The organism is Jiangella alba (genome assembly GCF_900106035.1).
Lineage (GTDB): Bacteria > Actinomycetota > Actinomycetes > Jiangellales > Jiangellaceae > Jiangella > Jiangella alba.
In genome coordinates, this window is record NZ_FNUC01000004.1 from 1,492,599 (window position 1) to 1,506,657 (window position 14,059).

General features: G+C 74.1%; 12 protein-coding genes and 1 riboswitch. Of the genes, 4 read left to right on the forward strand and 8 right to left on the reverse strand.

The window, feature by feature from the left end:
- Positions 1 to 440: 440 nt before the first annotated feature.
- Together BLV02_RS24720 and BLV02_RS24725 are read left to right on the forward strand one after the other, a co-directional pair.
- Positions 441 to 1,007 (forward strand): GNAT family N-acetyltransferase, encoded by a 567-nt coding sequence (locus BLV02_RS24720; RefSeq protein ID WP_069109158.1) that lies wholly within the window; start codon positions 441 to 443, stop codon positions 1,005 to 1,007.
- A 117-nt stretch (positions 1,008 to 1,124) separates the two neighbouring features.
- Entirely contained in the window at positions 1,125 to 3,371 is a 2,247-nt protein-coding gene (locus BLV02_RS24725) for an FtsX-like permease family protein (protein ID WP_074946652.1), read from the forward strand.
- 4 nt (positions 3,372 to 3,375) lie between these two features.
- Here BLV02_RS24725 and BLV02_RS24730 read toward each other — a convergent pair whose 3' ends face one another.
- The 6 genes from BLV02_RS24730 to BLV02_RS24755 form a co-directional block, all read right to left on the reverse strand.
- Positions 3,376 to 4,608, reverse strand: a complete 1,233-nt coding sequence (locus tag BLV02_RS24730; protein WP_069109156.1) for an MFS transporter — start codon at positions 4,606 to 4,608, stop codon at positions 3,376 to 3,378.
- Entirely contained in the window at positions 4,605 to 4,982 is a 378-nt protein-coding gene (locus BLV02_RS24735; RefSeq protein WP_069109155.1) for a VOC family protein, read from the reverse strand. The genes BLV02_RS24730 and BLV02_RS24735 overlap by 4 nt, the downstream gene beginning before the upstream one ends.
- Before the next feature lie 72 nt (positions 4,983 to 5,054).
- Positions 5,055 to 5,237, reverse strand: a complete 183-nt coding sequence (locus BLV02_RS24740; RefSeq protein ID WP_069109154.1) for a YegP family protein — start codon at positions 5,235 to 5,237, stop codon at positions 5,055 to 5,057.
- Positions 5,238 to 5,326: 89 nt separating this feature from the next.
- Complete coding sequence (locus tag BLV02_RS24745) at positions 5,327 to 6,652, reverse strand: glycoside hydrolase domain-containing protein (protein ID WP_083288206.1); 1,326 nt, start codon at positions 6,650 to 6,652, stop codon at positions 5,327 to 5,329.
- Between the two features lie 72 nt (positions 6,653 to 6,724).
- Positions 6,725 to 7,549: a DUF1906 domain-containing protein gene (locus BLV02_RS24750; protein ID WP_216093960.1), complete on the reverse strand. Its 825-nt coding sequence runs from the start codon at positions 7,547 to 7,549 to the stop codon at positions 6,725 to 6,727.
- Positions 7,550 to 7,570: 21 nt separating this feature from the next.
- Entirely contained in the window at positions 7,571 to 8,635 is a 1,065-nt protein-coding gene (locus BLV02_RS24755; protein WP_069109153.1) for a zinc-binding dehydrogenase, read from the reverse strand.
- Positions 8,636 to 8,718: 83 nt separating this feature from the next.
- Between BLV02_RS24755 and BLV02_RS24760 the strand changes: the two genes are divergently transcribed.
- Positions 8,719 to 9,297: a hypothetical protein gene (locus BLV02_RS24760; protein WP_216093959.1), complete on the forward strand. Its 579-nt coding sequence runs from the start codon at positions 8,719 to 8,721 to the stop codon at positions 9,295 to 9,297.
- 55 nt (positions 9,298 to 9,352) lie between these two features.
- On the opposite strand, the gene BLV02_RS24765 is transcribed toward BLV02_RS24760, so the two are convergent.
- On the reverse strand, positions 9,353 to 9,838 hold the full coding sequence (locus BLV02_RS24765; protein WP_083288204.1) for a hypothetical protein: 486 nt from the start codon (positions 9,836 to 9,838) through the stop codon (positions 9,353 to 9,355).
- Positions 9,839 to 10,107: 269 nt separating this feature from the next.
- Positions 10,108 to 12,456 (reverse strand): Tex family protein, encoded by a 2,349-nt coding sequence (locus BLV02_RS24770; protein ID WP_069109152.1) that lies wholly within the window; start codon positions 12,454 to 12,456, stop codon positions 10,108 to 10,110.
- Between the two features lie 147 nt (positions 12,457 to 12,603).
- Positions 12,604 to 12,716, forward strand: a riboswitch (SAM riboswitch).
- A 32-nt stretch (positions 12,717 to 12,748) separates the two neighbouring features.
- On the opposite strand from BLV02_RS24770, the gene BLV02_RS24775 reads away from it, so the two are divergent.
- Positions 12,749 to 14,041, forward strand: coding sequence for an aminotransferase class V-fold PLP-dependent enzyme (locus BLV02_RS24775; RefSeq protein ID WP_069109151.1), 1,293 nt, complete (start codon positions 12,749 to 12,751; stop codon positions 14,039 to 14,041).
- Positions 14,042 to 14,059 lie beyond the last annotated feature (18 nt).

Consider the following 14,059-nt stretch of genomic DNA (forward strand, 5'->3'; position numbering starts at 1 on the left):
CGACGGCCCGGCCCGGAATTGTTCGCCGAACCCTCTTGTGCGGCCCTCGCGACAGGACTAGAAATGCTCCATCGTCATCGACGAGTTCGGAGCCGGAAAGCCGGGGTGACCTGGTCAAAGGCACCGGATGAAGTCGAGGGCGGGCCGGACGGAGAACGGCAGTTCGCCACGTCGGGGCAACCCGGCGAACCGCACCCCCGATGGGCGGGGCGGCTGACGGAGCCGGACGGCAGACCGGAAGGGCAGTGGACCCGCGGGCGACCGCGAGACCGCCGTTCGAGCCGCCGTCATCGGAGGGGGCGAGCATCCGGCCGGTTCATCCGGCCGCGATGGTTCTGGTCGACTGAGAAGGCCCCTCGGACCCTTACTCCGAGGGGCCTTCGCCTGTTCCCAGTGTAGTTGCGTTGCCGCGCCACACGGCCCCGGGTAGACAGGGGTGCGTGATCAACGCAGCCGCCGTCGCGACCACCCCCACCCTCACCGGCCCGCGCATCCGGCTGGTCCCGCTCGGCCCCGAGCACGCCGAGGCGGTGTTCACGTCGCTGCAGGAGCCCGAGTCGAACCGGCTCACCGGCACCCACCAGACGTTCACCCGCGCGGCCATCGACGCGTACTGCGCCAGCCGGGCCGACCAGGACGACCGCCTCGACTGGGCCATCGAGGACGTCGCCACCGGTCAGTACGCGGGCGGCGTCTCCGTCAACGAGGTCGACGCCGACAACGAGACCGCCGGTTTCCGCATCGACCTCGTCGAGAGCCACCGCGGCCGCGGGCTGGGCCCCGAGGCGATCGAGCTCATGCTCGCCCACTTGTTCGACGAGGTCGGGGTGTACCGCGTCGGGCTCGAGGTGTACGCCTTCAACCCGCGGGCGCAGCGCTCCTACGAGAAGGTCGGGTTCGTCGTCGAAGGACGGGAGCGTGGGGCGCTGCTCTGGGACGGTGAGCGGGTCGACGCCGTGCTCATGGGCCTGCTCCGCGACGAATGGAAGGCCCGCCACACGTCCTGAGGTGGGGTTGTCCCCCCGCTGAAGCCGCCGGTCAGCGCCATGGGTACGGAGGCGCCGCGTCCGTAGCGTCGGTGCCGAGGTCGCGCACCAGGCGCGGCGTGTTCTCGGGAGCTTCCGATGTTCGGTCTGGCGGTGCGGACCCTGCGGTATCGCAAGGGCGCGTTCGTGGCGGCGTTCGTGGCGATGGTGCTCGGCGCCGCGATGGTCATGGCCTGCGGCGGGCTGATGGAGACCGGCATCCGCACGGCGGTGCCCCCGCAGCAGCTGGCCGGCGCTGACGTCGTCGTGGCGGGGGAGCACCGCTACGACATCCCCGGCACCGACGAGTACGCGGTGCTGCCCGAGCGGGTGCGCGTCGACGACGACCTGGTCGCGACGGTCGCCGCCGTCGACGGCGTGGCCACGGCCGAGGGGCGGGTGCTGGACGAGCCGGCGCCGTCCGGCATGGTCGACGCCATCGCGGTGACGGCCGCGCCCGGCATCGGCGCCGCGGAACTGCGTGAGCGGATCGGCGCCGCGCTCGACGGCACCGCCACGACGACGCTCACCGGCGACGACCGCGGCCTGGCCGAGCTGCCCGAGGCGCGGGCCAGCAGCGAGGACCTGATCTCGCTGGCCGGCGTGTTCGGCGGCTGGGCGATCATGGTCTCGATGTTCGGCGTCGCGTCGATGCTGGCGCTGTCGATCCAGCAGCGCGGCCGCGAGCTGGCGCTCTTGCGGGCCACCGGCGCGACGCCCGGCCAGCTGCGCCGCATGGTGCTCGGCGAGACGCTGCTGCTGTCGGTGGTCACCACCGCGCTGGCCCTGGTCCCGGGCCACTACCTGGGCCGCTTCCTGTTCGAGCGGATGACCGACGCCGGTGTCGTGCCCGCCGGGGTGGAGTTCCGGCAGGGCTGGATCCCGGTGGTGACGGCGGTCGGCGCGGCGTTGCTCGCGGCCGTCGGCGGCGCACTGGTCGCCGGGCGCCGGGCGGCCGCCGTCCGGCCCACCCAGGCGCTGGCCGAGGCCGCCTTGGAACAGCGGACGATGGGCGCGTGGCGCTGGGTGTTCGGCCTGCTGGCGCTGAGCGGCGGCATCGCGCTGGGCGTCGTCACGCTGACGGTGATGAGCGGGCCGCTGACGTCCAGCACGGCCGGCCCGGCGGTCATCCTGTGGGCGATCGGACTGGCGCTGCTCAGCCCGGTGCTGACCCGTGCCATGACCGTGCTGCTGCAGTGGCCGGTGCGGGCCGTCGCCGGCGTCTCGGGGCACCTGGCCGTGCTCAACGCCCGCGGCCGCACGGGCCGCACGGCCGCCGTCGTCACCCCGATCATCATGCTCACCGGCATCGCCACCGGCACGCTGTACCTGCAGTCCACCGAGGACGCGGTCAACCGCGACGCGTTCGCCGGCGGGCTGGTCGCCGACGCCGTCGTCACGTCGTCCGCACCGGCCGACGACGCGCTGGTGGACCGCATCGCCGCGCTGCCCGGCGTCGCCGGCGCCTCCCAGCTGGTCCGTAGCAGCGGCTTCGTCGAGGTACCGCGCGACCGCTCGCAGAGCGACGAGGGCTGGACGCTGCAGGGCGTCACGCCCGGCGGCGCGGCGGCGACCACCCCGGTCACGACGGTGGACGGCGCGCTCACCGATCTCACCGGCGACACCGTCGCGCTCGACGCCGGCCACGCGCGGTCGCTCGGCGTGGGCGTCGGCGACGAGCTGACGCTGCGGCTCGGCGACGGGGCGACGGCGACGGTCCGGGTGGCCGCGACGTTCGACGCCGCCGACGACTACGACACGCTGCTGCTGCCGGCGGACCTGCTGGCGGCGCACACGACCGCCGGTGGCGCGCACGAGGTGCTCGTCGCCGCGGACGACGGCGCAGCGTCGGCCGTGGTCGCCGAGCTGCGCGAGCTGGCCGCGGCGACGCCCGGCCTCGCCGTGGCCGACCGCGACGCGCTGTTCGACGAGTACGGCGACCAGCAGCGCACGCTCGCCTTCGCCAACTACACCATCGTCCTCATGATCGTGGCGTACGCCGCCATCTCGGTGATCAACGTGCTGTCGGCCAGCACCGGCGCGCGGCGGCGCGAGTTCGGGCTGCAGCGGCTCACCGGCGCCACCCGCTCCCAGGTGCTGCGCATGGTCGGTGTCGAGGGCCTGCTGGTGGCGGCGGTCGGCATCACGCTCGGCACCCTCGCCTCGGTCGCGACGCTGGTCCCGTTCAGCCTCGCGCGGGCCGACCAGCTGACGCCGTCGGGGTCGCCGCTGATCTACCTGAGTGTGGTGGCGGTCGCGCTGGGCCTGACGCTGACGGCGACGCTGCTGCCGGCCTGGCAGGTGCTGCGGCAGCGGGCCGCGGCCGCCGCCGCGACGGCGGACTAGTGACTCAGACCCGGGCGTGCCGGAACGGCGACGCCAGCAGCATGAGCACGACAGCGGTGAAGACCACCACGGCCGCCACCAGCGCGGGCACCAGCCCCAGCCGGTCCGCGAGCAGCCCGGCGAGCGGCGAGACCACCACGATGACGGCCCGGTTGAAGGACCGCATCGTCGTGTTGGTCCGCGCCTGCAGGGCGTCCGGGGTCAGCGCCTGCCGGTAGGTCATCTCGTGCGAGTTGCTGAGCCCGATCGCGAAGCCGTACAACCCCTGTCCGACGCCGAGGAGCACCGGCGCGAGGACGGTCCCGGTGCCCGCGCCGGCGCTCACCGTCGCCACGACGGCGACGGTGGTGACGGCGTGAGCGGCGATGATCGCCCCGCCGGTGCCGAGCCGGCGGCCGGCGGCGGTGCTCACCGAGGCGCCGAGCAGGCCGCCCACGCCGGCCGCGGCGGTCGTGAGGCCGAAGACCGCCGGGGACAGCCCGAGCTCGCGCAGCGCCCAGACCGGGAGCACCGCGGACACCACCGCGTTCGCGGCGAACCACACGTGGGTCGCGACGGCCAGCCGCGCCAGACCGGACGGGCCGTACACCCAGCGGACCCCCTCGGCGATCTCGCGCCGCAGGTTCGGCACCGGGCCACCGGCCCTCGCACGCGGCTCGTCCACGCGGGTCGTCGCCACCATGACCGCCGAGAACACATAGGTGACCGCGTCGGCGAGGACCGCCAGCGGCGCGCCGACCAGCCGCACCAGCAACCCGCCCAGCGCGGGCCCGGCCGTCTGCGCCACCGCGTCGACGCCGTCGATGCGGGCGTGCGCCCGCTGCAGGTGCACACGTGGCACGAGCCGCGGCACGAACGCCATCGAGGCGGCGTCGTTCACCAGTGAGGCCGCGCCGAAACCGGCCACCACGACCACGAGCAGCGGGAACGTCAGCACGTCGGCGGCCCACGCGGCCGGGATCACCAGCAGCATCGCGGCCCGGACCAGGTCGCTGGTGATCATGACCGGGCGCCGTCGCACCCGGTCCACGAGCGCGCCCACCGCCAGCCCGGCCACGAGGTAGGGCAGCCAGCGCGCCGAGCTCACCCAGCCCACCTGCGCGGCGCCGCCGCCGAGGTCGAGCACCACGAGCGTCTGCAGCGCCAGCAGCGTGACGTAGCTGCCCAGCCCCGAGACGGCCTCGCCGGCCCAGAACCGCCGGAACCCCGGCGGCGGGAACGGCGGCTCGGCGCTCACCCCGCGTCGGCCACGCAGAACTCGTTGCCCTCGGGGTCGAGCAACGTGGTCCACCGCTCGCGGACGGCGTAGACGGAGGCCCCGAGGGCCAGCAGCCGCTCCACCTCGGCGGCGCGGTCGGGCGCCTCGACCTCCAGGTGCACGCGGTTCTTCACGGTCTTGCGCTCGGGCACCTGCTGGAAGAACAGTGTCGGGCCGGGGCCGCCGACGGCCACCGTCGGGTCGGTCTCGGGGGTGAGGCCGAGCGCCGCCAGCCGCGCCACCTCGGCGTCGTCGTAGGGCAGGACGTCGTAGTCGTCGAGCACCGCGGCCCAGAACCGGGCCAGGCTCGGCGCGTGCTCACAGTCGACGACGATCTCACGCAGAACGGCCATGCGCCCACACCCTAGACGAGCGGAGCCCCGGCCCGCGCGGCGGCGGAACCGGGGCTCCCGGACGGTCCGGCGTCAGTCGGTCTGGTCGTCGACCTCCGCGTCGACGGCGTTGCGCCGGATGGAGTCGATGCCGTTGAGCGCGCCGCTCTTCGTGGTGTACGCCTCGCCGACGGCGATGACCTCGCCGTTGCCGGCCTTCAGGCGGAAGCGGTACTGGTCGGACTTGTCCTTGTAGAGCTCGAACTTCCCAGCCATGGGTGAGACCTTCCTGTGACGACGAACACCTGGCAGCAGCAGCGTAGAGGCAGGGCCGGACGCCTGCCGCCCGAACCGGCCCGTGTCGCTCACGGGCAGCGCGGCACCGGCGCGCTCCACGTGTGCGACGACTGGTTGCCGACGAAGTAGTCGCTGACCCAGCGTCCGTCGTCCATCCGGTTCCAGACCCGGCTCGTCCCGACCAGCGAGCCGACCGACTGGCACATGACGTACGCCAGCGCGCCCGGCTGCAGTGCCGCGCCGACGGCGGCGTAGTTCGTGCCCGGCCCGCCCCGTGCGATCAGCGGCGTCGTGCTCGTCACCTGGCCGGGGTAGGTGCACTTGGGCAGGGCGCTGGAGAACGTGGTGCTCGACGGCGTCGACACGTAGTAGTCGGCCACCCAGGAGCCGTCGGTGAGCCGGTCCCATACGCCGCTGCTGCCGACCCGCTGCCCGAGCCCCTGGCAGATCACCGCGACCGACGCCCCGGGCGCGATGCTGCGGGTGACGGGGTAGGCCGTCGACGGCCCGGTGCGGGCGTTGAGCGCCGTCGCACCGGTGACGCGGAAGGTCTGCGCGACCGTCGCCACGGGCGCGTCGAGCGCGTCGCTGTCGATGTTCAGCGTGACGCCGCCGTGCGTCTCGGTGTGGTCGCCGCGGTACTGCTTGGCCCGCTGGTGGTTCGCCCACTGGGTGTTGGGCGCGGTGGGCCAGCCGGTGAGCGCTGCGTTGCCGTCCCAGCGCGCCATCCAGACGGCGTCCGGACGGGCCCAGCTGGCCGAGCCGTACGAGCCGGACAGCGTGGGCAGGCCGGAGTCCTGGTGCACGTACACACCGGCCAGGTAGCCGGACTGATGGACGGTGACCGTCCAGGCCGAGACGTAGCGGCGGACCGCGAGGACGCAGTCGGCGTTCGTGCGGTCGAAGTGCTCGACGTCGGCGTAGAGCGCGCTGCCCGGCAGCAGGCCCAAGGCTCGCGCCTGGGCGACGGCGTCCTGCGCGTCCGAGATCCCGTAGGAGCCCGCGGTGCCGGACGTGTACCGGTACGGCTTCGTGCCGAGCATGCAGGACGGCTGCCGCCCGAAGTACGTCGGCAGCAGCCGCCAGCCGGCCGCCGTCGCGCTACGGACCCAGGAGGCGGTGAGGTTGGGCTGCGTGCAGCCGCGGTTCACGCCGCCGAAGTAGATGTTGACCGTCCGGAACGGCGACGCGCGCCAGGCCTGCAGCGCCGCCAGCGACGGCGCGGTGCAGGTGTCGAAGCCGCGCCCGGTGGCGACGGTGGCCGACGACCCGCTCGGGTAGGTGCCCGGCGTGGCCGGATAACCGCCGGCCGGCGTGGTGAGCGTGGCGACGACCAGCGCCGCGCCGACGGCGGCAGCGGCCGCTCTGCTGACAGTGCCCGACCAGCGGCTCATGGTGGACCCCCCTGTCCTCCGGTTCCGAGTGTGCTCTCGAAAACCGCCGTTGAACAGGGGTTTCGGGCGGTGTTACCGACCTGCGACCGTGGCGATGGGCGCGTCGAGCGCGTCGCTGTCGATGTTCAGCGTGACGCCGCCGTGCGTCTCGGTGTGGTCGCCGCGGTACTGCTTGGCCCGCTGGTGGTTCGCCCACTGGCTGTCCGGCGCGGTGGGCCAGCCGGTGAGCGCCGGGTTGCCGTCCCAGCGGGCCATCCAGACGGCGTCCGGGCGAGCGTAGTCGGGGGAGTCGTAGACGGCGGAGAGGTCGCGCAGGCCGGAGTCCTGGTGCACGTACACCCCGGCCAGGTAGCCGGCGTCGTGCAGCGTCGTCGTCCACGCCGAGACGTAGCGGCGGACCGCGGTGACGCACGAGGTGTCGCGGCGGTCGTAGTGCTCGACGTCGGCGTACAGCGCGCTGCCCGGCAGCAGCCCGAGGTGCTGGGCCTGCGCGATGGCGTCCTGCGCGTTCGCGGTGCCGATGGCCGTGGCGTCGCCCTCGGTGAACCGGTGCTCCTTGTTGCCGAGCATGCAGACGGGCTGGTGGCCCATGTACGTGGGCAGCAGGCCCCAGCCCATGCCGCTGACCGTCTGCACCCACGACGGCGTCAGGTTCGGCTGGCGGCAGCCGCGGTTGATGCCGCCGAAGTAGATGTTGACGGTGGTGTACGGCGACGTGCCCCACCACGCGTCGAGCGCGGCGACGGACGGCGCGGTGCAGGTGTCGAACCCGAGACCGGTGGCGATGGTGGGCTCGGGGACGCGCGCGTCGGCGGCGCCCACCGGCGCGGCGGCGGTGACGGAGGTGGCGGCGAACAGGACGGCGGCGGCGATGACCGTGTGTCGTCTCCGGGTCATGGAAACAGTCATACCATCGCGTCAGGTGCCGGCGAAAGGTCCGTTCGGCCGGAGGACGGTCACCCCGGTCGGCGATCCGTCCGACATCGCCAGCAGCGCGTCGACGCCGTCCTCGAGGCTCAGTTCCCTGCCGAGCAGCAGGTCCGGCCGCAGCGTCCCGGCGGCGATCTCGGCCAGCATCGCCGGGTAGTGGTGCGCCGCCATGCCGTGGCTGCCCAGCAGTTCCAGCTCGGTCCCGACGACCGGCCCCATCGTCACCGACTGGCTCGCGTGCTCGGCCACCAGCAGGCCGGCCTGGACGTGCCGGCCGCGGCGGCGCAGCCCGCGCACCGAGTTCTGGAACGTCGCCGTGCTGCCCAGCGCGTCGAGCGACAGGTGTGCCCCGCCGCCGGTGGCCTCGCGTACGGCGGCCACGACGTCGGTGCCGTCGCTGGCGTCGACGGCGACCGCGGCGCCCACGCTCCGGGCCAGCTCCAGCGCCGGCGCGGCGACGTCGACCGCGACCACCCGGGCGCCGTGCGCCGCCGCGATCATGACGGCGGACAGCCCCAGCCCGCCGCAGCCGTGCACCGCGACCCACTCGCCGGGCGCGACCCGGCCCTGCTGCACCACCGCGCGGTACGCCGTCGCGAACCGGCAGCCCAGCCCGGCCGCCGTGGCGAAGCCGACCGCGTCGGGCAGCCGGACGAGGTTGACCGCGGCGTGCTCGATCGCGACGAACTCGGCGAACGAGCCCCAGTGGGTGAACCCCGGCTGCGTCTGCCGCTCGCACACCTGGTGGTCGCCGGCCCGGCACTGCTCGCAGCTGCCGCACGCGCAGACGAACGGGACGGTGACGCGCTCGCCCGGCCGCCAGCCCTGAGCGGCGACGTCCGGCCCGACCTCCGCGAGCACGCCGGCCAGTTCGTGGCCGGGCACGTGCGGCAGGGCGATGTCGTCGTCGTGGCCCATCCAGCCGTGCCAGTCGCTGCGGCACAGCCCGGTGGCCTCGACCCTGATGACGGCGCCGCCGGGCGGGCAGGCCGGCTCGGCGACGTCGAGGACGACCGGCCGCTCGCGAAACCTCTCGTACCTCATCGCGCGCACGGGATGACCTTAAATCCCCGGTGCGCCAACCCGTGACGGCGCTATAGTCACGTCGACCACCTGCGCGTTCGGAAGGCTGGACGGTGGCGATCAACGATCTCTTCGACGCCGCCATGACGTTCCCGGTGGTGCCGTTCACGTTCCTCGCCGTCGCCGTGGTCGTCTACTGGCTGCTGGTCATGGTCGGCGGCAGCGCGCCCGTGGCCGGCGACGGCGTGCCGCACAACGTCACCGGGTCGGTGTTCCTCGTGCTCGCCTGGCTGGCGACGCTGGCCGGCACCCTCCTCCACGGCGGCGACGTCGCGGTGCGCCCGCCGGGGCTGCCGGCGTCCGTCGTCATCGTGGTGGGCGCGCTGGTGGCCGCCGGGCTGGGGACGGCGCTGCTGGCCCGGCCGCTGCGCCGGCTGCTGCGCCCCGGACGTCCGGCCGACCCGGCCCGGCTGGTCGGCAGCATCTGCGTCGTGCGCACCGGCGAGGTCGGCCCCGACGCCGGCCAGGCCGAGGTCACCGGCGCCGACGGCGCCCCGGTCGTCATCGAGGTGCGCCACGACGGCGTCGAGGAACTGCGTCCCGGCAGCACCGCGATGATCCACGACTACGACGTCGACCACCGGGTGTTCTGGGTGACGGCGTTCGACCCGAAGCTCGGCACCGCTCCCTGACGCCGTGAGAAGGGGACCGGGCCTGCGGGCCCGGCCCCCCTGGTCGGCTGCTACGTCACGACCCGACCGGCACGGTCACCACGTCGGAGACCACTCCGTCCTCGAGCAACGTCAGGGTGGCCTGCGTGAAGGCCACGTCGACGATGTCCGGTGTCCACTGGTTGTTCGGGCACGTGGGCGTCGGCGGCAGCGGCTCCGGATCGTCGCTGGTGATGCTGAACCGGAACTGGCCGTTGCGCGGCGTCGGCAGCGGTGTCGTCGTGCCGGACACCGTCACCTCGGTGTCCTGCCCGGGGGCGCGGTTGCCGCCCGGGTTGATGCAGACGACCTCGGCGATCCCGGTCGCCTCGACGGTGATCTCGAAGGTCGTGCCGCCGAGACCGGCGACCTTGCCGGTGCAGAGCACCTGGGTGCCGATGTCGACACACTGGGGGGCGTTGCCGCCGCCCTCGATGAAGTGGCCGCTCTGGGCGACGGCCGGTGTGCTGATGAATCCGAGCAGTCCGAGTACGGCCACCAGGATGATGATGATGCGTTTCATGTCATCCCCCGTTGGATGTCATGGTGTTCCACGGTCGCGCTGCGGAGTTGGCTCTGCGGATCGATCGTGAATCGCATCGGTGGCGCGCGTGCGGGTGCGTCGAAGGTCATACCCCCCGGCCGGGCGGGGACACCGGCCATGTCGTGCCCCCTGCGCCGGTCCCTCCGCACGCGACGCTAGACCCGCCCCGGTGCCCGGGCAAGGGCGTGGTTCGGTCCAATCAGCCGTCTTGACCTGCGGTGATGAAGTGGGCAGCGCCAACCACCGTCTCAGCGCCCGTAGCCGGCCCGGCGGAACGCGTCGGCGATGGCACCGGCGGCCGGCGCGGCGTCGCGCTCGCGCTGCGGCCGGCCGCCGCCGCGGGGCTGGCCGCCACCGCGCTGCCCGCCGCGGGGCTGGCCCCCGCCGCGCTGGCCGCCGCGGCCACCCGCGCCCGGCGCCGGCAGCTCGTCGTCCAGTCGCAGCGTCAGCGAGATGCGCTTGCGGTCGACGTCGACCTCGAGGACCTTCACCTTGACGACGTCGCCGGGCTTGACCACCTCGCGCGGGTCGGACACGAACCGCTTCGACATCGCCGACACGTGCACCAGGCCGTCCTGGTGCACGCCGACGTCGACGAACGCGCCGAACGCGGCGACGTTGGTGACGACGCCCTCCAGGCGCATGCCGGGGGTGAGGTCGGTGAGCTTCTCGACGCCGTCGCTGAACGTGGCGGTCTGGAACGACGGCCGGGGGTCGCGGCCGGGCTTCTCCAGCTCGCGCAGCACGTCGGTGACGGTCGGCACGCCGAACACGTCGTCGGCGAAGTCGGCGGGCCGGAACTCGCGCAGCGTGCGGGTGTCGCCGAGCAGGGCGCCGAGGTCGCGGCCCGAGGTGCCGACGATGCGCCGCACCAGCGGGTACGTCTCGGGGTGCACGCCGGACGCGTCGAGCGGGTCGTCGCCGCCGGGGATGCGCAGGAAGCCGGCGCACTGCTCGAACGCCTTCGGGCCGAGCCGCGCGACCTCCTTGAGCGCGGTGCGGGTGCGGAACGGGCCGTTGTTCTCGCGGTGCGCGACGATGTTCTCGGCCAGCCCGGGCGTGATGCCGGAGACCCGGCTGAGCAGCGGTGTCGACGCCGTGTTGAGGTCGACGCCGACGGCGTTGACGCAGTCCTCGACGACGGCGTCGAGCGAGCGGGACAGCGCGAAGTCGGGGAGGTCGTGCTGGTACTGGCCGACGCCGATGGACTTCGGGTCGATCTTCACCAGTTCAGCCAGCGGGTCCTGCAGCCGCCGCGCGATGGAGACCGCGCCACGCAGCGAGACGTCCATGTCCGGCAGCTCCTGCGACGCGAACGCCGACGCGGAGTACACCGACGCGCCGGCCTCGGAGACCATCACCTTGGTCAGGCCGGGCCGCAGCTTGAGGAGATCGGCGGCCAGCTTGTCCGTCTCGCGCGACGCGGTGCCGTTGCCGATGGCGACGAGGTCGACCTGATGTTCACGCGCGAGTCGGTCCAAGGTGCTCAGCGACTCGTTCCACCGGTTGGCCGGCTGGTGCGGGTGGATGACGTCGGTGGCGACGACCTTGCCGGTGCCGTCGACGACGGCCACCTTCACGCCGGTGCGGAACCCGGGGTCGAGCCCCAGCGTGGCGCGGGTGCCGGCGGGCGCGGCCAGCAGGAGGTCGCGCAGGTTGGTGGCGAACACCCGGATCGCCTCCTCCTCGGCCGCCTCGCGCAGCCGGGTGCGCAGGTCGAGGTCGAGACGGAGCAGGATGCGGGTGCGCCACGCCCACCGGACGGTGTCGGTGAGCCACTGGTCGGCCGGGCGGCCTTCGTCGCGGATGCCGAACCGGTGCGCGATCTCGCCCTCGTACGCCGCGGTGGAGCCGTCGTCGCCGGTGGGGTCGACGGTGAGGTCGAGCACCTCCTCCTTCTCGCCGCGCAGCATGGCCAGCACGCGGTGCGACGGCAGCTTCGTCAGCGGCTCGGCGAACTCGAAGTAGTCGGCGAACTTCGCGCCGGCCTGCTCCTTGCCCTCGCGCACCTTCGCCGTCATGCGCCCGGCCGTCCACACCTGTTCGCGCAGCGTGCCGATGAGGTCGGCGTCCTCGGTGAACCGCTCGACCAGGATGGCCCGGGCGCCGGCCAGCGCGGCGGCGGCGTCCTCGACCCCGGCCTCCGGGTTGAGGTAGCCGGCGGCGACGGTCTGCGGGTCCTGCGTGGGGTCGGTGAGCAGGCCGTCGGCCAGCGGCTCCAGCCCGGCCTCGCGGGCGATCTGCGCCTTCGTGCGCCGCTTCGGCTTGTACGGCAGGTAGATGTCCTCGAGCCGGGCCTTGGTGTCGGCCAGCAGGATCTGCGCCTCCAGCGCGTCGTCGAGCTTGCCCTGCTCGCGGACCGACTCGAGCACGGCGGCCCGGCGCTCCTCCAGCTCGCGCAGGTAGCGCAGCCGCTCTTCGAGCGTGCGCAGCTGGGTGTCGTCGAGCCCGCCGGTGCGCTCTTTGCGGTACCGCGCGATGAACGGGACGGTGGCGCCCTCGTCGAGCAGGGCGACGGTGGCGCCGACCTGATGCTCGTGGACGCCGAGCTCGTCGGCGATGCGCTGCTGGACGGACGGCAGGGCGGGCTTGGACACGTGGTTCCACTCTCTCGGCAGGACGTCCCCGGCATTCTGCCGCGTCGGCCAGGATCGCCGCGAACCGGACTGGATTCTCAATTATCGAGACGATTTCGTTCAAGGGGTGGACGATCAACGAAGGGCGCGGCTACGCTCTCCGTCAGAGGTCATGAGCGCCAGCGCCAAGCCCCGGCTCGCTGGCCGGCAACCCTCCACCGCGGTGGGGTGCCCCGGGTGACGACCTGGCCGGCTCGGCCCCGAGCCGGCAAGCGCGGACCCGTGCCCCGGGTCCCGGTGACCTGGAGGACCCGTGACCGTGACCGACCTGCCCCGCGTCCACGCCCCGCTGCCGGCCGCGCCCACGGAGCCGCTGCTCCCGGTGGCCGGCGCCGACCTGCGGGCGCCGCTGGCCGGCGGCGGCGACGCCCGCTACGTCAACCTCGACTACGCGGCCAGCGCGCCCGCACTGCGCGCCGTCGCCGACCACGTGGCCGAGATCCTGCCGACGTACGCGAGCGTGCACCGCGGCGCCGGGTACCCGTCGCAGCTGTCGACGCGGCGGTACGAGGACGCCCGGGCGACCGTCGCCGGGTTCGTCGGCGCCCGCCACGACGACGTCGTGGTGTTCGTCCGCAACACCACCGACGCACTGAACCTGCTGGCCGGCTGCGTGCCCGAGGGTGGCGAGGTGGTGGTCCTCGACCTCGAGCACCACGCCAACCTGCTGCCCTGGCAGCGTGGCCCGCACCGCGTCGTCGAGGCCGCGCCGACGCTGGCGCAGACGCTGAGCCGGCTGCAGGTCGAGCTGTCCCGGCGCCCGGCCGCGCTGCTCGCCGTCACCGGCGCCTCGAACGTGACGGGCGAGCAGCTGCCGCTCGGCGCACTGGCCGGGCTGGCGCACCGCAACGGCGCGCGCATCGCCGTCGACGCCGCTCAGCTCGCTCCGCACCGGCGCATCGACATCGTGGCCGGCGAACTGGACTACGTCGCGTTCTCCGGGCACAAGCTGTACGCGCCGTTCGGCGCCGGCGTGCTGGTCGGCCGGCGCGACTGGCTCGACGCCGCCCCGCCGTACCTCGCCGGCGGCGGCGCCGTCCGCGAGGTCACCACGGCGGCGACGGAGTGGGCGCCGGCCCCGGCCCGGCACGAGGGCGGCTCGCCGAACGTCATCGGGGCGGCCGCGCTGGCCCGCGCCTGCGAGGCGGTCGCGGCGCTGCCGGAGGGCTGCGTCGAGGTGCACGAGTCGGCGCTGCGCCGGCGGCTGCTGGCCGGGCTCGACCGCCTCGACGGCGTGCGGACGCTGCGGCTGTGGCCGGACAGCGGCTCCGCCGTCGGCGTCGTCGCGTTCACCGTCGACGGCTACACCGCGCGGCAGGTGGCCGAGTACCTGTCCGCCGAGCACGCCGTCGGGGTGCGCGACGGCCGGTTCTGCGCGCACCCGCTGCTCGACCGGCTCGGCGCCGGCGACGGCGCGCTGCGGGCCAGCTTCGGCCTCGGCTCCACCGCCGCCGACGTCGACCGCCTCCTCGCCGCCGTCGAGCTGCTGCTCACCGAGGGCACCACCCGCACGTACGCCGTCAGCGCCGACCGCCCCTGCGACTGATCGCCGCGCCGGGGAACC

Excerpts from the sequence above, each read along its gene's own strand:
- BLV02_RS24735 (WP_069109155.1), bottom strand. The coding sequence starts at position 4,982 with ATGGCCGTTCTGCGTGAGATCGTCGTCGACTGTGAGCACGCGCCGAGC.
- BLV02_RS24745 (WP_083288206.1), bottom strand. The coding sequence starts at position 6,652 with ATGAGCCGCTGGTCGGGCACTGTCAGCAGAGCGGCCGCTGCCGCCGTC.
- BLV02_RS24765 (WP_083288204.1), bottom strand. The coding sequence starts at position 9,838 with ATGAAACGCATCATCATCATCCTGGTGGCCGTACTCGGACTGCTCGGA.
- BLV02_RS24740 (WP_069109154.1), bottom strand. The coding sequence starts at position 5,237 with ATGGCTGGGAAGTTCGAGCTCTACAAGGACAAGTCCGACCAGTACCGC.
- BLV02_RS24750 (WP_216093960.1), bottom strand. The coding sequence starts at position 7,549 with ATGACCCGGAGACGACACACGGTCATCGCCGCCGCCGTCCTGTTCGCC.
- BLV02_RS24725 (WP_074946652.1), top strand. The coding sequence starts at position 1,125 with ATGTTCGGTCTGGCGGTGCGGACCCTGCGGTATCGCAAGGGCGCGTTC.